This is a genomic window from Pseudonocardia wallangbongensis (genome assembly GCF_054486945.1).
Map to the genome: position 1 here is coordinate 49,673 of NZ_JBRERS010000004.1, position 22,431 is coordinate 72,103.

23 protein-coding genes are annotated in these 22,431 nt (G+C 70.8%); 18 read left to right on the forward strand and 5 right to left on the reverse strand.

The window, feature by feature from the left end; genetic code table 11:
- Nucleotides 1-347 precede the first annotated feature (347 nt).
- Nucleotides 348-2,180, reverse strand: a complete 1,833-nt coding sequence (locus tag ACU436_RS15415; RefSeq protein WP_459025791.1) for a sigma-54-dependent Fis family transcriptional regulator — start codon at nucleotides 2,178-2,180, stop codon at nucleotides 348-350.
- A gap of 202 nt (nucleotides 2,181-2,382) precedes the next feature.
- Here ACU436_RS15415 and ACU436_RS15420 point away from each other — a divergent pair, with 202 nt between their 5' ends.
- From ACU436_RS15420 to ACU436_RS15505, 18 genes are all read left to right on the forward strand, one after another.
- Nucleotides 2,383-4,020: a ferritin family protein gene (locus ACU436_RS15420; protein ID WP_459027004.1), complete on the forward strand. Its 1,638-nt coding sequence runs from the start codon at nucleotides 2,383-2,385 to the stop codon at nucleotides 4,018-4,020.
- A gap of 95 nt (nucleotides 4,021-4,115) precedes the next feature.
- On the forward strand, nucleotides 4,116-5,165 hold the full coding sequence (locus tag ACU436_RS15425; protein ID WP_459025793.1) for an FAD-binding oxidoreductase: 1,050 nt from the start codon (nucleotides 4,116-4,118) through the stop codon (nucleotides 5,163-5,165).
- Nucleotides 5,162-6,349 carry an aromatic/alkene monooxygenase hydroxylase subunit beta gene (locus ACU436_RS15430; protein WP_459025795.1) on the forward strand — a complete coding sequence of 396 codons (1,188 nt, stop codon included), beginning with the start codon at nucleotides 5,162-5,164 and terminating at the stop codon, nucleotides 6,347-6,349. The genes ACU436_RS15425 and ACU436_RS15430 overlap by 4 nt, the downstream gene beginning before the upstream one ends.
- A complete protein-coding gene (gene mimD / locus ACU436_RS15435) occupies nucleotides 6,346-6,711 on the forward strand; it encodes a propane 2-monooxygenase effector subunit MimD (RefSeq protein ID WP_459025797.1) in 366 nt (121 codons plus the stop codon). The genes ACU436_RS15430 and mimD overlap by 4 nt, the downstream gene beginning before the upstream one ends.
- A gap of 110 nt (nucleotides 6,712-6,821) precedes the next feature.
- The gene (gene groL, locus ACU436_RS15440) at nucleotides 6,822-8,510 is read left to right on the forward strand and encodes a chaperonin GroEL (RefSeq protein WP_459025799.1); all 1,689 of its coding nucleotides are present in this window, start codon (nucleotides 6,822-6,824) and stop codon (nucleotides 8,508-8,510) included.
- Nucleotides 8,511-8,523: 13 nt separating this feature from the next.
- The gene (locus tag ACU436_RS15445) at nucleotides 8,524-9,552 is read left to right on the forward strand and encodes an NAD(P)-dependent alcohol dehydrogenase (RefSeq protein WP_459025801.1); all 1,029 of its coding nucleotides are present in this window, start codon (nucleotides 8,524-8,526) and stop codon (nucleotides 9,550-9,552) included.
- 47 nt (nucleotides 9,553-9,599) lie between these two features.
- A complete protein-coding gene (locus ACU436_RS15450; protein ID WP_459025803.1) occupies nucleotides 9,600-10,667 on the forward strand; it encodes an amidohydrolase family protein in 1,068 nt (355 codons plus the stop codon).
- Nucleotides 10,664-11,353: an iron-sulfur cluster assembly protein gene (locus ACU436_RS15455; protein ID WP_459025805.1), complete on the forward strand. Its 690-nt coding sequence runs from the start codon at nucleotides 10,664-10,666 to the stop codon at nucleotides 11,351-11,353. The genes ACU436_RS15450 and ACU436_RS15455 overlap by 4 nt, the downstream gene beginning before the upstream one ends.
- Complete coding sequence (locus ACU436_RS15460) at nucleotides 11,350-11,586, forward strand: iron dependent repressor, metal binding and dimerization domain protein (RefSeq protein ID WP_459025807.1); 237 nt, start codon at nucleotides 11,350-11,352, stop codon at nucleotides 11,584-11,586. Before ACU436_RS15455 ends, ACU436_RS15460 begins: the two co-directional genes overlap by 4 nt.
- A complete protein-coding gene (locus tag ACU436_RS15465; RefSeq protein WP_459025809.1) occupies nucleotides 11,583-11,828 on the forward strand; it encodes a hypothetical protein in 246 nt (81 codons plus the stop codon). The genes ACU436_RS15460 and ACU436_RS15465 overlap by 4 nt, the downstream gene beginning before the upstream one ends.
- Complete coding sequence (locus tag ACU436_RS15470; protein WP_459025811.1) at nucleotides 11,825-12,421, forward strand: hypothetical protein; 597 nt, start codon at nucleotides 11,825-11,827, stop codon at nucleotides 12,419-12,421. The genes ACU436_RS15465 and ACU436_RS15470 overlap by 4 nt, the downstream gene beginning before the upstream one ends.
- 26 nt (nucleotides 12,422-12,447) lie before the next feature.
- Nucleotides 12,448-12,954 (forward strand): cupin domain-containing protein, encoded by a 507-nt coding sequence (locus ACU436_RS15475; RefSeq protein ID WP_459025813.1) that lies wholly within the window; start codon nucleotides 12,448-12,450, stop codon nucleotides 12,952-12,954.
- Nucleotides 12,955-12,964: 10 nt separating this feature from the next.
- A complete protein-coding gene (locus ACU436_RS15480) occupies nucleotides 12,965-13,795 on the forward strand; it encodes a PhzF family phenazine biosynthesis protein (RefSeq protein WP_459025815.1) in 831 nt (276 codons plus the stop codon).
- Between the two features lie 63 nt (nucleotides 13,796-13,858).
- Complete coding sequence (locus tag ACU436_RS15485; protein ID WP_459025816.1) at nucleotides 13,859-14,518, forward strand: hypothetical protein; 660 nt, start codon at nucleotides 13,859-13,861, stop codon at nucleotides 14,516-14,518.
- 9 nt (nucleotides 14,519-14,527) lie between these two features.
- Nucleotides 14,528-15,718 (forward strand): Tm-1-like ATP-binding domain-containing protein, encoded by a 1,191-nt coding sequence (locus tag ACU436_RS15490; protein ID WP_459025818.1) that lies wholly within the window; start codon nucleotides 14,528-14,530, stop codon nucleotides 15,716-15,718.
- Nucleotides 15,715-16,545: a phosphoenolpyruvate hydrolase family protein gene (locus ACU436_RS15495; RefSeq protein WP_459025820.1), complete on the forward strand. Its 831-nt coding sequence runs from the start codon at nucleotides 15,715-15,717 to the stop codon at nucleotides 16,543-16,545. The genes ACU436_RS15490 and ACU436_RS15495 overlap by 4 nt, the downstream gene beginning before the upstream one ends.
- An 8-nt stretch (nucleotides 16,546-16,553) precedes the next feature.
- Nucleotides 16,554-16,997, forward strand: a complete 444-nt coding sequence (locus ACU436_RS15500) for an SRPBCC family protein (RefSeq protein WP_459025822.1) — start codon at nucleotides 16,554-16,556, stop codon at nucleotides 16,995-16,997.
- Between the two features lie 236 nt (nucleotides 16,998-17,233).
- On the forward strand, nucleotides 17,234-18,352 hold the full coding sequence (locus ACU436_RS15505; protein ID WP_459025824.1) for an FAD-dependent oxidoreductase: 1,119 nt from the start codon (nucleotides 17,234-17,236) through the stop codon (nucleotides 18,350-18,352).
- Between the two features lie 229 nt (nucleotides 18,353-18,581).
- On the opposite strand, the gene catC is transcribed toward ACU436_RS15505, so the two are convergent.
- Genes catC through ACU436_RS15525 form a run of 4 tightly spaced genes read right to left on the reverse strand, consistent with a single transcriptional unit; the run spans nucleotide 18,582 to nucleotide 22,425 of the window.
- Nucleotides 18,582-18,869, reverse strand: a complete 288-nt coding sequence (gene catC, locus ACU436_RS15510) for a muconolactone Delta-isomerase (protein WP_459025826.1) — start codon at nucleotides 18,867-18,869, stop codon at nucleotides 18,582-18,584.
- A 5-nt stretch (nucleotides 18,870-18,874) separates the two neighbouring features.
- Nucleotides 18,875-19,996, reverse strand: a complete 1,122-nt coding sequence (locus tag ACU436_RS15515; RefSeq protein WP_459025827.1) for a muconate/chloromuconate family cycloisomerase — start codon at nucleotides 19,994-19,996, stop codon at nucleotides 18,875-18,877.
- Between the two features lie 13 nt (nucleotides 19,997-20,009).
- Nucleotides 20,010-20,864, reverse strand: coding sequence for a dioxygenase family protein (locus ACU436_RS15520; RefSeq protein WP_459025829.1), 855 nt, complete (start codon nucleotides 20,862-20,864; stop codon nucleotides 20,010-20,012).
- A gap of 10 nt (nucleotides 20,865-20,874) precedes the next feature.
- The gene (locus tag ACU436_RS15525; protein WP_459025831.1) at nucleotides 20,875-22,425 is read right to left on the reverse strand and encodes a 4-hydroxyphenylacetate 3-hydroxylase family protein; all 1,551 of its coding nucleotides are present in this window, start codon (nucleotides 22,423-22,425) and stop codon (nucleotides 20,875-20,877) included.
- Nucleotides 22,426-22,431 lie beyond the last annotated feature (6 nt).

Sequence of the window (22,431 nt, forward strand, 5' to 3'; positions counted from 1 at the left end):
CGGCGCGACCGCCGGACAGTGGTGTGGGCACCCGACGGCGCGCCGAGCCCCGCGTTTTCATGATCAGGTCGACCCCACGCGTCTCGGGAAGGCTCAAAGGAGTCGACATGATCATTCACTTCGGGGGGCGTGATCGCTGCGGGATGCGGCTCAGCGCCCCAGGCGGGGCGATCCGCCGCAACTCGGACTGATCATGCGGCCTTGATCGCTGCGAGACCACGCTGAACGCCCTCGTGAGGGCAGTTCCCCTCATCTCGGATGGATCGTGCTGCGTTGATCATTGCGAAATCACGGTGAGCGCCTTCGTGGGGGCGTTCACGCGGATCTCGGACCGATCAACCGGGGGGCTAGCCGCGCCGGGCCGCCTCCACCGGGGTGGGCATCGAGATCCCGTACTCGCGGATCTTGCGGTAGATCGTGGCGCGGGACGAGCCGAGCAGCCGGGCGGCCTCGACCTTGTTGCCGTCGGTGTCGAGCAGCGCCTCGATGATGGCGTCGCACTCGATCGCCTCCAGCGGGGTGAGCACCCGGCGAGTGGTGACCCGGCACTCCGGCGGGAGGTCCCGGGCCTCGACGACGCCGGCGCGGCGCTTGGCCACGACCTTGCGCAGCACCTGCTGCAGCTGCTCGACGTTGCCGGGCCACCGGTTGCGCATGAGCACGCGCATGGCCTCGGGTGAGCAGGTGAGGCTGCCCCGGGCGAGGTGGGTGAGCAGGTGCGGCACCAGCTCGGCGACGTCCTCGATGTGGTGGCGCAGCGGCGGCACCTCGACGGTCCGCGGGAAGCAGGTCAGCAGGGCCGCCAGGTCCGCGCTGCGCCGGTGGGGGTCGCGCGTGACGGTGGCCGCCACCCACGGCCGCTCGATCCCCGTCGCCTCGCGGTAGGGCTCGAGGGTGTCGGCGAGCGCGGTGACGCCGGCGGCGGGCAGCCGGTCGAGGTGGGTGATGACGAGGGTGCCGGCGTGCTCCAGCTCGCCCGCCACCTCGCCGATCCACTGCGGGCCGTACGCGGCGGCGTCGAGCACGCGCAGGTGGCCGGCCGGGGTGCGGTTGCGGTGCGTGGCGCGGGCGAGCGTGCCTTTGCCGACCCCCGGTTCCCCCTCCAGGATCAGCCACTCCCGCGCATGGAAGTGCCGGTCGACGGCCTGCCCGCACTTCTTCCACGACGTGCTGGACCCGACGGCGGTGGGCAGGGACAGCGCGTACGCCGGGGCGGCGCCGCTGGGCTCCGCCTGGTTCATCTGGGCGACGAGCTGCGCCTGCAGCACGCCGCCGCCCATACCGCTCTCGCTGAAGCTCGGCTTGCAGTGCACGCGCGCGGTGAGCCCGCTGGGGAGGTCGACGACGAGGCGGCGCTCGCGGCCCGAGGCGAGGGCCTCCACGGCCTCGGCGAGCAGGGCTCCCTGGTCCCGCGCGTCGAACTGCTCGCGCGCGCGGTCGTTCATCATCAGGAGGTCGGAGCCGATCGCGAACACGGCGCCCCGCGCGCGCCGGCACGCCCTGAGGTAGTCCTGCAGCAGCAGGTGCTCGCGCCGCCCGGAGTGGGCGAGCACGGCCTCCTCGATCCGGCGTCCGATCGAGGCCACAGCGGCGGCCATCATGGCTCCGGCGTTGGTGTGCCAGCAGGTGATGTCGACGACGCCCAGCACGCGGCCGGTGCCCGGGTGCCGGACGGGGACGCCCGCGCAGGCGAGGTCCTCGAGGTGCTCGACGTAGTGCTCGTGCCCGAACACCTGCGCCGGCCCGCCACCCTCCAGGGCGCTGCCGATGCCGTTGGTGCCGACGTGGCGCTCGGCGTAGCTGAAACCGGGTCGGAGCAGCACGCGGTCGAGGTGCTTCTCCAGGCCGGTGTCCGCGGTGCGCCGGTCGAGCACCACGCCGCCGGCGTCGCAGAGGATCACGCTCACCGGCTCGGTGGCGAACTGGTCGGAGACGTCGGAGAGCACGGGCCCGGCGGCGCGGGCCAGGAGGCTGTCCGGGTCGATGTCGTCGTAGGGCAGCTCGATGTGGTCCGCGGGGACGTGCCAGGCGAGGGAGCGGGACCACGAGGCCAGGATCGGCTCCCGCACCACGCCTCTCTGCACGGGCTCGTCCAGGAGGAACGACACGCGGGCGCGCGCGAGCTCCTCGGTGGCGGTTCCGGCCGCAGCCCGCGACCCGCCTTCCGTTCGCGCAGCCAATCGGGCCTCCTCGACGGCGGTGTCGACGCGTCAGCGTCCACCAAGGGTAGGTGCTCGGACGGAGTGACGCCCGTCTCATATTGAGACCGCGTATGCAAGCGGCAGGGGGTGTGATCGGCAACACGAGCAGACGACAACCCGCGCCGTCGGCGGCTCGCCGCCAACCCACCACCCGTGAGGAGATGTCGTGAGTCGGCAGAGTCTGGCGAAGGCTCACCAGAAGATCCAGGAACTTGCCTGGGAGCCCCTGTACCACGAGCCGTACATGAAGTACGGCACTGACTACACGTTCCGGAAGGCCGCGAAGAAGGACCCGCTGAAGCAGGTGCTGCGGTCGTACTTCCCGATGGAGGAGGAGAAGGACCACCGCGTGTACGGCGCCCAGGACGGCGCGATCCGCGGCAACATGTTCCGCCAGGTGCAGGAGCGCTGGCTGGAGTGGCAGAAGCTGTTCCTGTCGATCATCCCGCTGCCGGAGATCTCCGCGGCGCGATCGATGCCGATGCTGTTCCACACGGTTCCCAACCCGGAGCTGCACAACGGCCAGGCGATCCAGATGATCGACGAGGTCCGGCACTCGACGATCCAGCAGAACCTCAAGCGCCTGTACATGAACAACTACATCGACCCGGCGGGCTTCAACACCAGCCTGCGCGGATTCCAGGGCGACTACTGCGGCACCATCGGCCGCCAGTTCGCCGAGGGGTTCATCACGGGTGACGCGATCACCGCGGCGAGCATCTACCTGACGATCGTCGCCGAGACCGCGTTCACCAACACGCTGTTCGTCGCGATGCCGGCCGAGGCGGCCGCGAACGGTGACTACCTGCTGCCGACGGTGTTCCACTCGGTGCAGTCCGACGAGTCGCGGCACATCTCCAACGGCTACGCCACCCTGCTGATGGCGCTGTCGGACGAGGAGAACCACCAGCTGCTCGCGCGCGACCTGCGCTACGCGTGGTGGAACAACCACCGCGTGGTGGACGCCGCGATCGGCACGTTCATCGAGTACGGCACGAAGGACCGCCGCAAGGACCGCGAGTCCTACGCGGAGATGTGGCGTCGCTGGATCTACGACGACTACTACCGGTCCTACCTCGTGCCGCTGGAGAAGTACGGTCTCGAGATCCCGCACGACCTCGTCGAGGAGTCCTGGAAGCAGATCTGGGAGAAGGGTTACGTCCACGAGGTCGCGCAGTTCTTCGCCACCGGCTGGCTCGCCAACTACTGGCGGATCGACGGCATGACCGACGAGGACTTCGAGTGGTTCGAGCACAAGTACCCGGGCTGGTACGACAGGTACGGGAAGTGGTGGGAGAACTACAACCGGCTCGCCACCCCGAACGGGCACAACGCGATCGTCGCGGAGAACGTCGACTACGTGTACCCGCACCGGTGCTGGACGTGCATGGTCCCCTGCCTCGTCCGTGAGGACATGGTGATGGACGAGGTGGACGGCCAGTGGCGGACGTACTGCCACGAGATGTGCCACTGGACCGACAAGGTGGCGTTCCGGCCGACGTACGAGGGTCGCGAGACCCCGAACATGGGCCGGCTCGTCGGGCACCGGGAATGGGAGACGCTCTACCACGGCTGGAACTGGGCCGACATCGCCAAGGACATGGGTGCCGTGCGGGACGACGGGAACACCATGACCGCCCAGCCGCACCTGAATCTCGACCCCAAGAAGATGTGGACGCTCGACCACATGCGCCGCATGCCGGTCGTGCAGAGCCCGAACGTGTTGCTGAACCAGATGAGCGACGCCGAGCGTGCGGCGTTCGCGGCCGACTACGTCCGTCAGGGACCGGCCGGGCGCCCTGCCCCTGCTGACGCCTGAGCGCGGGTCAGGCGAGGGGAGAGGGCCGGTCACCGCCGGCCTTCTCCCTGCCGAGCCTGCTCCCGTTCCCTTCCCGGAACCGCATGGAGACCCCGTTGGGTGAGAAGCACATCGTCCGGTTCGAGCCGGTCGGCATCGAGATCGAGGTCGACGAGGACCAGACCATCCTGCGCGCCGCCGCCGAGCAGGGCGTCCAGCTCATGCACGGCTGCAAGGAAGGTCAGTGCGCAGCCTGCAAGTCCTTCGTGCTCGAGGGCGAGGACATCGAGCTGGACCGCTACTCGACGTTCGCGCTGCCGGACTTCGAGAGGGAGGAGGGGCAGACGCTGCTCTGCCGGGCGCACGCCTACGAGGACCTGACCATCGAGCTCCTCAACTACGACGAGGAGATCATCCGGGGCGGGTTGCCACTGCGCCGCGGCACGGTCGAGGTCGTGGCGATCGATTCGGTCACCCACGACATGCGACACCTCGTCGTCAAGCTCGTCGAACCCGAGGAGATCAAGTTCTTCCCGGGCCAGTACATGGACTTCCAGGTACCGGACACCGACGAGACGCGCTCCTTCTCGATGGCGAACACGCCCAGCCGGGACGGCCAGTTCGAGTTCGTCATCAAGGTCTATCCCGACGGCCTGTTCTCCGGGTTGCTGGCCTCCCGGCTGCAGGTCGGGGACCGGTTGGCGGTGGAGGCGCCGTTCGGCACCTTCACCCTCCGGGAGAGCCGCACATCCGACCTGATCTTCGTGGGCGGGGGTGCGGGGATGGCGCCGATGCTCGGGCTCCTGCGGTCGATGGCCGAGCGCGGGGTCGAGCGCCGGGTGAGGTTCTACTACGGGGCCCGATCGGCCCGGGACCTGTGTTTCGAGAAGGAGTTGGCACGCCTGCAGGAGCAGCTGCCCGGTCTCACCTACGTGCCGGCGCTGTCCGAACCGTCCGCTGCGGACGACTGGCAGGGGGAGACCGGTCTGATCACCGACGTCGTCGCCCGCCACGAGTCCGGCCTGGCCGGGAAGGACGCGTACGTCTGTGGCCCGCCGCCGATGGTCGACGCGGCGCTCGCGGTGCTGAGCAGGCTCGGCTGCACGACCGACCGCATCTTCTACGACAAGTTCACCACCACCGGTGATCCGGAGGACCAGCCATGACGACTACCGAACGCCCGGAGCGGAGCGTTCCGAAGCCCGTCTTCACCGATGCCGAGGCGGGGGCGCGCGAGTTCCCGGACTCCTCGGCGAGCGCGCGGCGCTACAACTACTTCACGCCGGCCAAGCGCAAGCAGACGCACTACGAAGACGTCACGGTCGACGTCCAGCCCGACCCGCGCCACTACCTGACCCAGGGCTGGATCTACGGGTTCGCCGACGGTGAGACGGGCTACCCGCTGCACTGGACGAAGCTCAAGGCCTGGGGCGTCGACAAGCCGGAGCCGCAGCGCGGTCCCGGCACGGGCGGTCTCCCGGTCGAGAGCTGGCCGGCCCACGGATGGCACGAGTTCCGCGATCCCAACGAGGAGTGGGAACAGACCATCTACCGCTACAACGCCAACGTTGTGCGGCAGCTGAACCAGAACATCGAGAACGCGCGGCACTCGAAGTCGTTCGAGCAGTGGTCGCCGAACTGGGTCCGGTTCGTCGAGCGGCACGTCGGCGCGTGGATGCACATCGAGCACATCCTGGGGCTGTACGTGTTCGCGGCGAACGAGCGGTCCGCGCCGACGAACATGCACAACACGGCGCTGGCGGTGAACAGCGCACACAAGATCCGGTTCGCGCAGGACCTCGCGCTGTACAACCTCACGCTGAGCGAGGAGATCGAGGGGTTCGACGGGGCGGCACACCTCGAGGCGTGGAACTCCGACGCCGAGTGGCAGGGCGTCCGGAAGGTCTGCGAGGCGCTCACCGCGGTCGAGGACGACTGGGGCGAGGCGATCTTCGCGGCGAACGTCGTGTTCGAGCCGTTGCTCGGGGAGCTGTTCCGCAGCAACCTCGTGATGCAGTCGGCCGCCGGCCACGGCGACTTCGTGACGCCCACCGTGATGGGTGCCGGCGAGTACGACTTCGCCCAGCGCGACCTGCGCTGGACGATCGCGTGCTTCGCGCCGCTCACGCAGGACCGCGAGTTCGCCGAGCACAACAAGGGGCTCATGCAGGGCTGGCTGGCGCACTGGGTGCCGCAGGCCCTCGAGGCGGCCCGCCAGCTGCAGCCGTTGTGGTCGCAGCCCGACGCGAAGCCGCCGCGTTTCGAGGACAGCCTCGACAAGGCCAAGAACCGGTTCGCCGGGATCTGCCGCGATCTCGGCCTCTCGACCCCCGAGGAGCTGAAGAAGTGACCGCCACCTCCACGAGCCCCTTCGAGCAGAACAGCACCGCTTCGAACATGTGCGGGTTCACGCTGATGAACAGCCAGGTCGGGGTGCTCATCGCCAACGTGATGACGCGCCTGGACAACGTGCAGGTCACCCACCTGCCCTCGATGATCCGCGTCGACGGCAGGAACCGGTTCGACGTCGTCTACGCCGACGTCGACGAGGAGGCCGGCGAGGAGGAGGGCTGGTTCAACGCCGCCGAGTTCGAGGAGGCCATGTCCACCCACTACGGGCGGATGGTCCACCTCGACGACCGCACGATCATGTTCGCCAATCCGGAGGACGCGGCCGAGTACCTGGACTTCGACCTGAAGCCGGTCAACTAGCCCCTCCGTCGGGCCGCCGCCCGCATCCCTCCGCGGGCGGCGGCCCGGTTCGTCGATCCCACCCGCGCAGCAGACCGACGTTTCGAAGAACATCCAGGAGGACCAACGACATGGCTAAGGAACTGCGCTTCGGCGCCGACGGAAGGCAACTGCTCCAAGCCGGAGTCGACCAGCTGGCCGAGGCCGTGAAGAGCACGCTCGGCCCCAAGGGGCGCAACGTCATCCTGGAGAAGATCACCGGATCTCCCGAGGTCACGAACGACGGCGTGACGATCGCGCGGGAGATCCACCTGCGGGACCCGTTCGAGAACATGGGCGCGCAGCTGGTGAAGGAAGCCGCGGTCAAGACCAACGACACCGTCGGCGACGGCACCACCACCGCGATCGTGCTGGCCCAGGCGATCGTCCGGCAGGGGATGAAGGCGATCGCCTCCGGCGGCAACCCGGTGCTCGTGAAGCGAGGCATCGACCTGGCCGTTGGCCGCATCGTCGCGCACCTGCAGCAGGTGACGCACCCGGTGACCACCGAGCAGGACTACGCGCGGGTGGCCTCGATCTCCGCGAACGACGACGAGATGATCGGCGCGGTCGTCGCGCGGGCGCTGCACACCGTCGGCGAGGACGGCGTCGTCACCGTGGAGGACGTCCCGCAGCACGGGGTGAGCGTCGGGTTCGTCGAGGACTTCCAGTTCGACAACGGCTTCGTCACGCCGTACATGGTCACCGACCCCGGCCGGCTCGAGGCGATCGTCGACGACCCGTACCTGCTGTTCACGGCGGAGAAGGTCAAGGACGTCCAGCAGCTGATGCCGGTGCTCGACAAGATCATGCGGGGCGAGCGGCGCCCGCTGGTGCTCGTCGCCGAGACCGTCGAGGGCACGGCGCTGCAGATGCTGGTGCACAACCACGTCAACGGCACGTTCCAGGCCGTGGCGATCCGGGCGCCCGGCTTCGGCGAGAAGCGCATCCACCAGCTGGAGGACATGGCGGCGCTGTGCGGGGGCAAGGTGCACAGCCGCAGCGCCGCGTTCGCGCTGGAGCAGATGACCACCGAGCACTTCGGGCGGGCGTCGCAGGTGCGCGTCACGAGCGAGAGCACCACGATCATCGGCGGCGGCGGGGACCGGGCGGCGCTGGAGCTGCGGCTCACGCAGCTGCGGGCCGAGCTGGCGCGCGCCACGATCGGCAGCGACGAGGACTTCCTGTCCGAGCGCATCGCGCGGCTGTCCGGCAAGGCCGCGGTGATCGGCGTCGGCGCCCCCACCAACGCCGAGGCGAAGGAGATCCGCCACCGCGTCGACGACTCCCTGCAGGCCACGCGCGCCGCGATCGCCGAGGGCATCGTCGCGGGCGGCGGCGTCGCGCTGCTGCACGCCGAGCCCGCCCTCGACGACATGGACGTCAGTGGTGACTACCGGATCGGGGTCGAGATCGTGCGCCACGCCCTCACCGAGCCGGTGCACCTCATCGCCACGAACGCGGGCTACGACGGCGACGACGTCGTCAAGCAGGTCACCGCGCAGGGCGTCGACGAGGGGTTCGACGCCCTGGAGGGGCGCTTCGGGAACCTGGTCGAGCTTGGCGTCCTCGACCCGCTGCGGGTGGTGCGCTCCGCGCTGCAGAACGGCGCCTCGGTCGCGGGCCTGATCCTCACCACCAACTCGCTGGTGGCCGAGGAGGTCACCCCGTGGAACAAGTCGCTGATGACCGAGTTCGGGCAGCTCGACGAGGGTATACCGCAACCGTCACCGGACTCGAGCACGCCGCAGTCCATGGGCCTCGGCCCGTCGATCGGTTGAGGAGGAACTCGTCGTGAAAGCCGTACGTGTGCACGACTACCACACGGATCCGAAGATCGACGACATCGAGGAGCCCCGGCTGCAGGGCCCCCTCGACGTGATCGTCAAGGTCGGTGGCGCCGGGGTGTGCCGCACCGACCTGCACATCCTCGAAGGGCAGTGGGCCGCCGCGATGAACCCGCAGCTGCCGTACGTGATCGGGCACGAGAACGCGGGCTGGGTGCACGCGGTCGGTGACGGGGTCACGAACGTCGCGGTCGGGGACACGGTGATCCTGCACCCGCAGCCGTCGTGCGGGTTGTGCCTGCCGTGCCGTCGTGGCAACGACATGCACTGCGTGAACGCGTTCTTCCCCGGGCTGTCGGACAACGACGGGGGAATGGCGGAGTACCTGCGCACCACCGCGCGGGCCTGCGTGAAGCTCGATCCTTCGACGAACCCGGCCGATGTGGCGGCGTTGGCGGATGCGGGGATCACCGCGTACCACGCGGTGCGCAAGGCCGCTCCGGTGTTGTGGCCGGGCACCACGGCCGTGGTGCAGGGTGCGGGCGGGTTGGGGCACATCGGCATCCAGTGCCTGGCCGCGTTGACCGCCACCCGGATCGTCGTGGTCGACAAGAACCCGGCCGCGCTGGAGCTGGCGCGCCAGATCGGCGCCGACGAGACCGTGGTGGCCGACGGGTCCCACGTGGACGCGGTCAAGGACCTGACCGGGGGCGAGGGCGCCACCGTCGTGTTCGACTTCGTGGCCGAGCAGGGCGCGGAGAACGAGGCTTGGGCGATGACCGCGCCGGACGGCTTCCAGTACGTGATCGGTTACGGCGGCCAGTTCAGCGCGCCGACGCTGGATTTCGTGGCCAACGAGAAGAGCGTGATCGGCAACATCGTCGGCACCTACAACGACCTGGCCGAGCTCATGGTCCTCGCGCAGGCCGGGAAGGTCACCCTGCACACGAAGCAGTACCCGCTGGATGCGGCGTTGGACGCGCTGCACGACCTCGACGCCGGCCGGGTCCGCGGCCGGGCGATCCTCGTCCCCTGACCCCCTTTCCCTGACCCTCTTTTCCCTGACGCGAAGGGCCCACCACCATGTATGAGAAGGACGGCGAGAAGTACTTCATCGTCGATTCGCACAGCCACTTCTGGGATGCCAGCCGGGAGAACTGGAAGCCGGGCGCGGAGCAGTACGCGAAGGGCTGGATCGACTGCTTCTACGGCTACCACCAGCTGGGCCCGCCGGAGACCCACTGGGACCAGGAGCACTTCCTGAAGGTCACGCCCGAGGACTTCGAGCGGGACATGTTCATCGAGGGCCACGTCGACCACGCCGTCTTCCAGTCGACCTACCTCAAGGAGTGGTACACGGCGGGGTTCAACACCGTCGACCAGAACGCGCAGCTGCTGGAGCGTTTCGGGGACCGCCTGATCGTCAACGGGCGCTTCGACCCGCGCGACGGCGACGCCGGGCTGAAGGAGCTTGAGGCGGACGCGCAGAGGTACAACCTGAAGGGCGTCAAGCTCTACACGGCGGAGTGGAACAAGGGGTCGCGCGGCTACAAGCTGTCGGACCCGGAGACCTACCGGTTCCTCGAGGCCGCGCAGGGCCTGGGGATCAAGAACGTGCACGTGCACAAGGGCCCGACGATCTGGCCGCTGGACAAGGACGCGTTCGACGTCTCCGACGTCGACCACGCGGCCACCGACTTCCAGGACCTGAACTTCATCGTCGAGCACGTCGGGCTGCCCCGCATCGAGGACTTCTGCTTCATGGCGGTGCAGGAGCCCAACGTCTACGCGGGCCTGTCGGTGGTGGTCGGCGGCCTGATGCACGCCCGCCCGAAGTTCTTCGCCAAGGTCATGGGCGAGCTGCTGTTCTGGGTCGGCGAGGACCGGATGACCTTCGGCGGTGACTACAACATCTGGGTGCCCAAGTGGCAGGTGGAGGGGCTCGTCGACTGGCAGATGCCCGACGACGACGCGTTCACCGACTACCCGCGCCTGACCACCGACTCGAAGAAGAAGATCCTCGGGATCAACGCGGCGAAGCTCTACGACATCCCGGTCCCGCCCGAATGCCGGCTCTCGACGTCGGCGGGCGAGCAGGACCAGCCCGGCGAGCAGTTGCTCACCGACGCCGCGGCGGCCGGTTCGCAGTGACCGGGCTGGCCGCTGCGGTGTGGGCGGCGTTGGACACGGTGCGCGACCCCGAGCTGGACGAGCCGATCACGGATCTGCAGTTCGTGTCCTCGTGCACCGTGTCCGACGGCGGGGTCGCGGTCGTGCGGCTGCGGCTGCCCACGTTCTTCTGCGCGCCCAACTTCGCGTGGCTGATGGTGGCCGACGCCCACGACGCGGTGGCCGCGGTGCCCGGGATCGCACGGGCGGACATCGCGTTGGAGGACCACTTCGTGTCCGCGACGATCAACGAGGGGGTCGCGGCCCGGGCCGGGTTCGTCGGCGCGTTCCCGGGTGAGGCGGCCGCCGAGCTGGACGAGCTGCGGGCGGTGTTCCTGCGCAAGGCCGCCCTGGCCGGGCAGGACCGGATCGCGCGGCCGCTGGTCGACGCCGGCTGGACCCCGCAACAGTTGGCGGGCGCCCGGCTCGGGGAGCTGCCGGCGTCGCCGGACCTGGCCCGGTTGCGGCAGCGCCGCGCCGAGGTGGGGCTGCCGCACGGGCCGGACGCGCCGCTGCTGCTGGACCCGGACGGCGCCCCGATCACCGCCGAGCAGGTCCCGTTGCACCTGCGGCGGGCCCGCCTGACCCGGGTCGGGATCGAGGCCAACGGCCACACCTGCCGAGATCTGCTCGCCACCCGCTACCCACAGGAGGTGGTCTCGTCGTGACCACGATCGAGGCGTCCGTGCTCACGTCACCCGACCACGCGCGCCGGTACGCGCTCGTCGAGCTGCTCCTCGTGCGGGTGCTCCACCTGGCCCCCGCCGACGTCCCGGCGGAGGCCGACGCCGTGGCGCATGCCGTCTCCGAGCGGGTGCTCGCCCGCATCGACGCCCTGCTCGGGTGGCCCGAGCGCGACCTGTCGGGCCGGCTCATCCCGCGCCGGGACGGACCGCCGTGAGCACCGAGACCTACAACCCGTGGACGGTGGTGAACGTCGTGTTCGACCACCTCGCGGAGGCGGGACTGCACCCCGTGCTCGGTGAGACCGGTGATCCCGCGGAGCCGGCATCGGCGCTGCTGCGTGCACTCGGCATCGAGCCCGGGCGCGACGACGAGGGCCCGGCCGCCCCGGCGGTCCAGGCCCACCTCGCCGAGATCCGCGCCCGGATGTTCCCCGGCATCGAGGAGGAGCGAGGATGACCGCACCCGCGGCCCCACCCACATCGGTGCGGCGGCTCGACATGGCGAGCGCACGCGAGCTCGCCGGACTCGCGGCGGTGCTCGACGACCTGCAGCACGCGCTGCGCTGCTGCGAGCACCTCGTGTCCCAGCTGGGCCGCCGCGGCGGAGCCGACGCGGTGCTGCTGGAGGCGCTCTGGACGGGGGCCCTGCTCGCCTACGTCCGCTGCTTCTCGCCGCGCGACGCGCTGCTCACCGCCGCGGACCTCGACGCCGTCGAGAGCGAGCACGAGGGTGAGTTCCGGCGGCTGCACGAGGTGCTGTTGAAGCTGCGCGACCACCTCGCGTCCCGGCACGTGAACCCGCGGGAGGCGTTCACGATCGGGGCGGCGCAGGCGAACGACGGCACGCCCACCGGGATCGCGGTCGTCTCCAGCCCGCGGCCGATCGTCGAGGAGCCCACCGTGCGGATGCTCGGGCGGCTCGCCTACCTCCTCGCGGCCCGGGTGGACGGCCGGATGCAGGAGCGGCAGGGCGAGGTGCTCGCGGAGGCCGCGGCGCTGTCGCCCGCGGCGCTGGCCGGGCTGCCGCTGGTGCACCTGAGCGAGGGATAGGTTCGTTCGTCGGCCAGACTCGCTCCGTGGGTCCCGGGGTGGGTGAGGGTGAGCGGGTGGCGGCGCTGCTCGGGCTCGAACCGCTGCCCCGCGAAGGCGGACTGTTCCGGCGCACGCACCTCGACGCGCACTCGTCGGCGATCTACTACCTGCTGCTCGCCCCCGACTTCTCGGCGATGCACCGGCTCCCGGCCACCGAGACGTACCACTGGTACGCGGGCTCGCCGCTGCGGCTGCTGCTGCTCGGCGAGGACGGGCAGGCCTGCGAGCCGGTGCTCGGCCCCGACGTCGCGGCCGGTCAGCGACCTCAGGTCGTGGTGCCCGCCGGCACCTGGCAGGGCTCCGGCCCGGCGGGGGAGTGGTCGCTCGTCGGGACGACCACGGCCCCACCTTTCGACTGGGCCGGGTTCGAGCTCGGCGACCGCGCCGCGCTCGGTGCGCGGTACCCGGGCGTCGCGGGCCGGATCGGAGAGCTGACCCGCCCGGGCCACGCGTCCCGGATTGGCCATGGCGGCCCCTCCCGTCGCCGATGATGCTGCACTCATGACCAGCCGCCCGTTCGCCCAGGTCGACGTCTTCTCCGCCGTGCCGTACCGGGGCAACCCGGTCGCCGTCGTCCTCGACGGCGACGGCCTCACCACCGAGCAGATGCAGCGGTTCGCGAACTGGACGAACCTGTCCGAGACGACGTTCGTCCTCCCGCCGACCACCCCCGCCGCCGACTACCGCGTCCGCATCTTCACCACGGCGGAGGAGCTCCCGTTCGCCGGGCACCCCACGGTCGGCACCTGCCACGCCTGGCTGGCCCGCAACCCGCAGCACACGGGGGACACGGTCGTGCAGGAGTGCGAGGCGGGGCTGGTCGCGCTCCGCCGCACCGGCGACCGGCTCGCGTTCGCCGCCCCGCCGCTGCTGCGCGACGAGCCGGTCGACGAGGAGCTGCAGGCACGCATCGCGGGCATCCTGGGCGTCGACCGGGCCGGGATCCGGGACGCCCGGTGGATCGACAACGGCCCCGGCTGGGTGGGCGTCCTCCTCGAGGACGCGAAGACCGTGCTCGCCGTCGCCCCGAACGCCGAGGACCTCAAGCTCGGGATCGCCGGCCCGTACCCGGCGGGCGCCCCGGAGGCCGTCGAGGTCAGGGCGTTCTTCCCGGCGGGGCGCACCAGCTTCGAGGACCCCGTCACCGGCAGCCTCAACGCCGGCCTCGGGCTCTGGCTCCTGCGCACCGGCCGGCTCCAGGCCCCCTACGTCGCCTCCCAGGGCACGGCGGTGGGCCGGGAGGGCCGGGTGCACGTCGACCAGGACGCGGACGGCACGGTCTGGGTGGGTGGCGACGCGGTCACCTGCATCTCGGGTGAGGTCGAGATCTGACCCAACCGGGATGCGCCGGGCGAGGTCGTCCGGAGCATGGGATCGGGATGGACACGGGACCCGGTGGTCGCGTCCGCGGGGTGGTGGCTCGCCGTCGTGAGCCTCGGCTGGGCGGCGTTGGCCGCCCTCGCGCTGCAGAAGCCGTGGAGCGCCGTCGCCTGCGCCTACGCGGCCGCGATCGCGGGATGTGCGATCGGAGTGCTGCGGGGGGAACTCTGGTGCGTCGTCGTGGCGGCATGTGTCCTCGTCGCCGTTCCGGTCGTCGCGATCGTGCTCGCCCTGCTGTGCCTCCCGATCATGATCATGCTGGCCGGCGCGTTCGTCCGGCTGCGTACGGCGGGGTCCGCCGCCGAGCACGTGCCCGACCCGGCCGCGGTGCCCGCAGGCGCGGCCTGCCTCGTCGCGGCCGTTGCCGGTGCGCTGTGGATCGCGGCCTGGGTCGAGATCGGGTCGGGCTGGGAGGAGCTCCTGGTCGTGACGGCGTTCGTGGCCGCGCCCGCGCTCGTGCTCGCCGTCGCGGCGGTCGGGATGCTGCTCGGGACGCCGGGCTGGGCGTTCGTGGCGGCGGTGGCGCTGGTCGTGACCGGCCTGGTCGTCCTGATCGCGAGGGTGAGCGAGGGGGTCGTGGCCGGCTGGGTGCCGATGGACCTCGCGCTGCTCGGCAGTGGCGCGTTCGCGTACGTCCGCCTGCTGCGGCTCGCCCGCGGCGCGGGACTGCGCTAAGAACGAATCATGGCCCTCGCCTACGTCATCGGCACCTTCGACACCAAGGGCGCGGAGCTGGGCTACGCGGCCGAGCGCGTGCGCGCGGCGGGCGCGGGGGTCGTCACGGTCGACGTGTCCACGCAGGCGCGGGGCGGGCCCGCGGACGTCGGGGCCGACGAGGTGGCGGGCCACCATCCCGACGGCGCCGCCGCCGTGTTCACCGGCGACCGCGGCAGCGCCGTCGCCGCGATGGCCGTGGCCCTGGAGCGGTTCCTCGCGAGCCGGTCCGACGTCGGCGGCGTGCTCGGGCTCGGCGGCTCGGGCGGCACCGCGCTGGTCACCCCCGCGATGCGGGCGCTGCCGGTCGGCGTCGGGAAGATCATGGTGTCGACGGTGGCGTCCGGGAACGTCGCGCCCTACGTCGACGCGTCCGACATCGCCATGTGGTACTCGGTCACCGACGTCGCGGGCCTCAACCGCATCTCCCGCCGCGTGATCGGCAACGCCGCCCACGCGCTCGCCGGGATCGTCACGCACGAGGTTCCCGCCGCCGACGACCGGCCCGCGGTGGGCCTGACGATGTTCGGGGTCACCACCACGTGCGTCACCGCCGTCACGCAGGGCCTCGGCGATGCCGTCGACCCGCTGGTGTTCCACGCCACCGGCACCGGCGGCCGGGCGATGGAGAAGCTGGTGGACGACGGCCTGATCGGCTCGGTCCTTGACATCACCACCACCGAGGTGTGCGACCTGCTGGTCGGCGGGGTCTTCCCGGCCACCGAGGACCGGCTCGGCGCGATCGCCCGCACGGGCGTGCCCTACGTCGGGTCGTGCGGTGCGCTGGACATGGTCAACTTCGGCGCGCCGTCGACCGTGCCGGCGCAGTTCGCCGGTCGCACGCTCTACGAGCACAACCCGCAGGTCACGCTCATGCGCACGACGCCGGAGGAGAACATTGCGATCGCCAGATTCCTGGCGCAGCGGCTGAACGCGTGCGACGGGCCGGTGCGGTTCCTGCTGCCCACGGGCGGGGTCTCCGCGCTGGACGCGCCGGGGCAGGCGTTCTGGGACCCGGACGCCGACGAGGCGCTCTTCGCCACGCTGGAGGCCGAGGTGCGCCAGACCGACCGGCGGCGGGTCGAGCGCCTGCCGCACAACGTCAACGACCCCGAGTTCGCCGACGCGCTGGTGCGCGCCTGGCAGGAGGTACTTCTGTGAAGTTCGTGCGTGCCCAGCTCGTCGAGCGGTTCCAGGACATGGCCCGGCGCGGCGAGCCGATCGTCGGCGGCGGTGCGGGCACCGGCCTGTCGGCCAAGTGCGAGGAGGCCGGCGGCATCGACCTCATCGTCATCTACAACTCCGGCCGCTACCGCATGGCCGGCCGGGGCTCGCTCGCCGGCCTGCTCGCGTACGGCAACGCCAACGAGATCGTGGTGGAGATGGCCGCCGAGGTGCTGCCCGTCGTCGAGCGCACCCCGGTGCTGGCGGGCGTCAACGGCACGGACCCGTTCATGATCACCGATCGGTTCCTGCGGGAGCTGGCCGACCTGGGCTTCGCCGGCGTCCAGAACTTCCCGACCGTCGGCCTGATCGACGGCGTGTTCCGGGCCAACCTGGAGGAGACCGGCATGGGCTACGGCCTGGAGGTCGACCTCGTCGCCGCCGCCCGCGAGGCCGACCTGCTCACCACGCCCTACGTGTTCTCCGCCGACGACGCGCGCGCCATGACCCGCGCCGGCGCCGACATCATCGTCTGCCACATGGGCCTGACGACCGGCGGCTCGATCGGCGCGGAGACCGCCAAGACGCTCGACGACTGCGTCGCCCTGATCGACGAGTGGGCCGCTGCCGCGCGCGAGATCCGCGACGACGTCCTCGTGCTCTGCCACGGCGGGCCGATCGCCATGCCCGACGACGCCGCGTACGTGCTGGAGCGCACGGCGCTGTGCCACGGCTTCTACGGCGCCTCCTCCATGGAACGGCTGCCCACCGAGAAGGCCCTGACCGAACAGACCCGCGCGTTCAAGACCCGACTCAACCGATAGGAGCCCCCATGCCCCGCGCATACGCCAGTGGTGTCGTACCCGCCTCGGCCGACACGGTCTGGTCCCACGTCCGCGACTTCAACGGGCTGCCGAGCTGGCTCCCGGCGATCACGGCGAGCGAGCTGACCGAAGGTGGCTCCGGCGCGGAGGTCGGGGCCGTCCGCAGGCTCACCCTCGGCGACGGCAGCGTCGTGGTCGAGCGCCTCCTCGAGCTGAACGACGGCGAGCGGCGCTACACCTACGAGTTCGTCGAGAACCCGTTCGGCGCCCGCCGCTACGTCTGCACGCTGCGGGTCGCGCCCGTGACGGCGGGCGGGGAGGCATTCGTCGAGTGGTGGTCGGAGTTCGACGCCGACGCCGCGGACGAGGAACGGCTCACCGGCTTCTTCGCCGACGGCGTCTACGCCACCGGGATCGGGGCGCTGCGGGAGCATTTCGCCGCGAAAGGCTGAGGCTGGAAGCACCTAATGGTCTGACCGAGCCCGGTTGCCGCGAAGCGGATGCCCGGCTAGCGTGGCGAGGTCGCGAAAAACGATGCTCTGCGGGTCCACCCGCCCGCCGAACATCGCGCATACATCGATGCGGGACGATTCTGATCGGTGAGCGTCTCCCTGCCGAGATCGGGCATCCCGTCCGCTCCCGGCGCTGGCCAGCGCCGGCGCGTGCTGGCGCAACAGAGGAGCGCAGCATGCAGAAGACCGTCACCATCGTCGGAGCGGGACTGGGCGGGCTGACGCTCGCCCGGGTGCTCCAGGCTCGCGGCGTCGCCGCGACGATCTACGAGAGCGAGGCTTCGGCGACGACCCGCGCACAGGGCGGCCTGCTCGACATCCACGAAGAGGCCGGGCAGGTCGCGCTTCGCGCAGCCGGTCTGTACGACGAGTTCCTCACTCTGGTCCGCCCGGGCGAGGACGCCAAGCGCGTAGTCGACCGCCACGGCACGATCCTGTTCGACAGACCTGCGGACCCCGGTTCGGCCCGTCCGGAGGTGGATCGCGGCGAACTCAGGCGCCTGCTCATCGACTCGCTGGCGCTCGGGACGATCAGGTGGGGCCACGAGCTCGCCTCGATCCGGCGGAGTCCGGAGGGCGGCTGCGACCTCACCTTCACGAACGGCTCCGCCGCGCGCGCCGACATCGTCATCGGCGCGGACGGTGCCTGGTCGAAGGTGCGTCCCCTGCTCACCCCGGCCAAACCTCTCTACAGCGGAACCTGCTTCATCGAGATCGCCCTCACCTCGGTCAGCCCGAACCATCGGGCGAGCGTGTCCGCGATCGGTAGCGGCACGCTGATGGCGGTCGCGCCGGGCAAAGGCATCATCGTCCACCGCTACGCCGACGGGCGCGTCCGCGGCTACGTGGCGCTGAACAAGCCCGAGGAGTGGATCAAGTCGATCGATTTCAGCGACCCGTCCGCCGGCCTCCGTCAACTCGGCGACGAGTTCGACGGCTGGTCGCCGCTGCTCACCGCCTTCGTGACAGAGAGCGACGCCGAACCGTGGCTCCGACCTGTTCATGCCCTTCCCGTCGGGCTCGAATGGGAAAGGGTACCCGGGGTGTCACTCGTCGGCGACGCCGCGCATCTCATGTCGCCCTTCGCCGGCGAGGGCGCGAACGTTGCCATGTACGACGCCGCCGACCTGGCGAGCGAGCTGGTCGAGCAACTCGACATCGAGGTCGCGCTCGCCGTCTACGAAGAGCGGCTGTTCCCGCGTAGCGGCGAGGTCGCCGGCCGCTCCGCGCAGAACCTGGAGACCTTCTTCGGCCGGGAAGCACCGCAGAGCGTGGTCACTCTGTTCGATCACTGAGCCCTTCCCGTCCCGGTGGCGGTTCGGCCGGCCGCTGCCGCCGCGAGGGCTCGACGGCCAGAACCCGCTCACACACCAACTTCCGCGCTCGCACACCAACTGCAGTTGGTGTGTCGGCGCACGAGTTGGTGTGCGACCGCCATCCCGGCGCCGCGCGCCCAACGACCCACCAACGACCCGGCGGGGATCTCGTCGACGCCGCGCCAGACCGCGGTGATCGCCGGTGCGCTCATGGCCCGGCCGCCAGTGCCGACGGGTGCTGGGCGAGCGGCGTGACCTGCACGGTCAGATAAGGGAACAGCGGCAGCGACCAGAGGATCTCGTGCAGCTCGTCGGTGGAGCCGACGTCGAAGACGCTGATGTTCGAGTACTGCCCGACGATCCGCCACAGGTGCGCCCAGGTGCCGTTGCGCTGCAGCTCCTGTGCGCGTTCCTTCTCGGTGGCGACGAGCCGGGCGCGCTCGTCGGGATCGAGGTCGCGGGGGATGGTGACGTCCATCCGCACGTGGAACAGCATCGGGGCTACCTCCTCGTCAGGGCCCGCACGGCGGCCGGGTCGAGCTCGACTCCGAGCCCGGGGCCGGCGGGCAGGTGCAGCTCGCCGTCGGCGTAGCGCAGCGGTGTGGTGAGCAGCTCCTCGCTCATGAGCAGCGGGCCGAACAGCTCGCTTCCCCACGTCACGGCGGGGGCGGCGCACGCGAGGTGCAGCGACGCGGCGGTGCCGATCGGGCTCTCGATCGACGTGCCGGCGTGGCAGGGGATCCCGGCGGCCGCGGCGATCTCGGCGATCGCCTTCGTCGCGCGAAGCCCGCCCGACTTCGTGGTCTTGAGCGAGTACACGTCGGCGGCGCCGAGCTTGGCCAGGCGCAGCGCGTCGGTGGGGGTGCGCAGGCTCTCGTCGGCCATCACGGGGACGGGCAGCGCGCGGTTGATCTCGGCGAGCGCCTCGAACTCGGCGCCCGGCACGGGCTGCTCGACGAGGTCGACCCCGGCGTCGACCAGCTTCGGCAGGTGCGTGAGCGAGGTGAGCCGGTCCCAGCGGGCGTTGAGGTCGACGCGCACGCTCGCGACGCCCGCGAGCTTCTCCGCGACCAGGCAGATGCGGGCCACGTCGTCGGCGGGGTCCTGCGCGCCCATCTTGAGCTTGAAGCTGCGGTGCAGCCCGGCGTCGAGCTTTCCGAGCGCCTCCTCGACGACGACGGGCGCGGGTTCGGTGCCCAGCGCCCAGGTCACGGGCACCGAGGTGCGGGCGGTGCCACCGAGCAGGGTGTGCACGGGGACGCCGAGGCAGCGTGCCCACGCGTCGTGCAGCGCGACCTCCACCGCGCACTTCGCGTACAGGTTCGCCGCGACGACGTCGCCGACATCGCGCTGGATGCCGGCGATGTCGTCGACGCGGCGGCCCAGCAGCAGGGGGGCGATGTACCGCTCGACCACCAGTTGCATGGTCTCGACGGACTCGCCGCCCCACCACGGGCCGGCCGGGACCACGCCCTCGCCGACGCCGGTGACGCCGCCCGCCGTGCGCACGAACACCAGCAGCACCGGCTGGGCGTCCATGCTCGTGCGGGCGAACCGGTGCGGCCGGCGCAACGGCACGTCCAGCAGTGCCGTCTCGACGTGGTCGATCGCCAGGTCGTTCACTCCAACCCCTCTTCTACGCGGCGCGCTCGAGCACGAAGTCGTACTCGACGCGCAGCGGTCCGTCCGGCTGGGCGACCGGGTCGAGCACGAGCTCCGGCTTGGTGGCGCCGGCGATGTCGGCGTCGAGCCACTCGCCGCCCTGGAAGTACAGCTGCGTGGTGATCTGCCGGTGGGCGGGCGCGCGGACGAGCAGGTGCAGGTGCGCCGGCCGCCACGGCTTCCACCCGGCGGCGGTGCAGAGCGCGCCGGTCGGCCCGTCGGTCGGGATCTGGTACGGCGCGGGCCGCACCGTCGTGATCTCGAACCGGCCCTCGTCGTCGGCCACGATCACGCCGCGCAGGTTGCCGTCGGGGATGTCGGGTGCGAAGCCGGAGTAGTAGCCGTGCTCGTCGGCCTGCCAGATGTCCAGCTCGGCGCCGCCGACGGGGTTGCCGTCGACGTCGTGGACCCGGCCGGTGAACACGAGCGGCGTGCCGCCCTCGTCCGGGCGGGTCGGCAGCGCCGCGGGCGACGGGAGTCGCCGCTGGTCGGGCAGGTAGTACGGGCCGAGGATGGTGCCCTTGGTGCCCTGCTGGGTCTGTGCGGCCACCTCCTCGACGACGTGCTCGAGGAACACGTCGAGGAACAGCGGCCACTCGCCGCCCTCGCCGAGCTCGATCAGCCACTTCTTCGCGGCCTGGAACTCGGGGTAGGTGACCTGGTGCGTCCGGATGGCGGCGTGCACGCCCTCCAGGACGGCCCGCACGACGGCGTCGACCCGCTGCGGATCGACGGCCGCTGCACCCTCCGCGCCGGCGCGGCGGAACGACTCGGTGGCCGACGCACCCGATCCGGCGGCGGTCGGGGAGTGCTTCTCCGTGGTGGTCATGGCGGTTCTCCTAGCGGTTGCGCAGGAACGACACGTCGTCGTTGCCGATCAGGTCGGGGACGGTCCAGCCGTCGATGTCGTACTCGGCGAGGCAGGCCTCGGCGAGGCCCTTCATCGCCGCCGTGGTGCCCTGGGCCTCGGCGGCGAAGAGCAGCTCGGACTTGACGTTCTCGTGGTTTCCGGAGTAGTTGCGCTCGTAGAGCTCGTGGCGGCCGCCGAACTCCGAGCCGACGGCGTCCCAGAGCGCTTTCATGACCTTGACGCGCTCGACCGCCGCGTAGCCGTTCGAGCCGCGGACGTACTTGTCCAGGTACGGCCGCACCTCGGGGGTCTTGAAGTCGATGGCGTGCGAGTTGAGGTAGATCAGCCCGCTGGCGACGTCGGACTCGATGATCTCCTTCACCCGCGGGTAGGCCTGGATCATCAGCATCCGGTAGGTCAGGCCGTAGTCGAGCTTCGGCAGGAGCGCGCCGTTCGTCCACTCGTCGGGGTTGCGGGCCATCGCGTCGGCGAGGGCGTAGAAGGTGTTGCGCCAGCCGACGACCTCGCCCGCCCGCGACTGCACACCGCGGAAGTCCTTGCTGCCGGTGATCTCCAGGGCCTTGAGCAGCAGCCCGGCGATGAAGTCGAGCTTGGTGGCCAGCCGGATGCAGCCGTGGAACGTGAAGCGCGGGATGAACCCGGACACCGGGAAGAAGCCGTTGATCTTGTCGACGTCGCCGTAGCAGAAGACGTTCTCCCAGGGCACGAGCACCTTGTCGAAGACGAAGATCGTGTCGTTCTCGTCGAGCCGGGACGAGAGCGGGTAGTCGAAGGGGCTGCCCATGACCGCGGCCTGCTGGGTGTAGGAGGCGCGGCAGATCAGCTTGATGCCCGGTGCGTCCATCGGCACCGTGCAGATGAGCGCGAACTCCTTCTTCTTGATCGGCAGCCCGTAGTGGGCGATGAAGTTGTAGTTCGTGATCGCCGACCCGGTGGCGACGACCTTCGCCCCCGAGACGACGAGCCCCGCGTCGGTCTCCTTCTCGACCTTCATGAAGACGTCGCCGACCTCGTCCGGCGGGAGGTTGCGGTCCACCGGCGGGTTGATGATCGCGTGGTTCCAGTACAGGACCTTCTCCTGCGACTCCCGGTACCAGCGCTTCGCGTTCTCCTCGAACGGGGCGTAGAACTCGCTGTTCGCGCCGAGCGTGCCGAGGAAGCTGGCCTTGTAGTCAGGGCTGCGGCCCATCCAGCCGTAGGTCATGCGGGCCCAGGTCTCGATCGCGCGCCGGTCGGCGAGCAGGTCGTCCACCGAGTGCGGGCTGCGGAAGAACGGGTGCGTGACGCCGCCGTTGCCGGTGTCGGTCGGCACGGTGAGCGCCTCGGCGTGCTGCGGATCGTGCAGGGCGTCGTAGAGCCGGGCGGTCATGCGCACGGGGTTGCGGAACGCCGGGTGCGTGGTGACGTCCTGGACGCGCTCCCCGTAGATCCAGACCTCGCGGCCGTCGCGGATCGACTCGATGTAGTCGTCGCCCGTCATCGGGCGGGTGGTGGTGGGGCGTTCCTGCTGGATGGTCATGGTGGC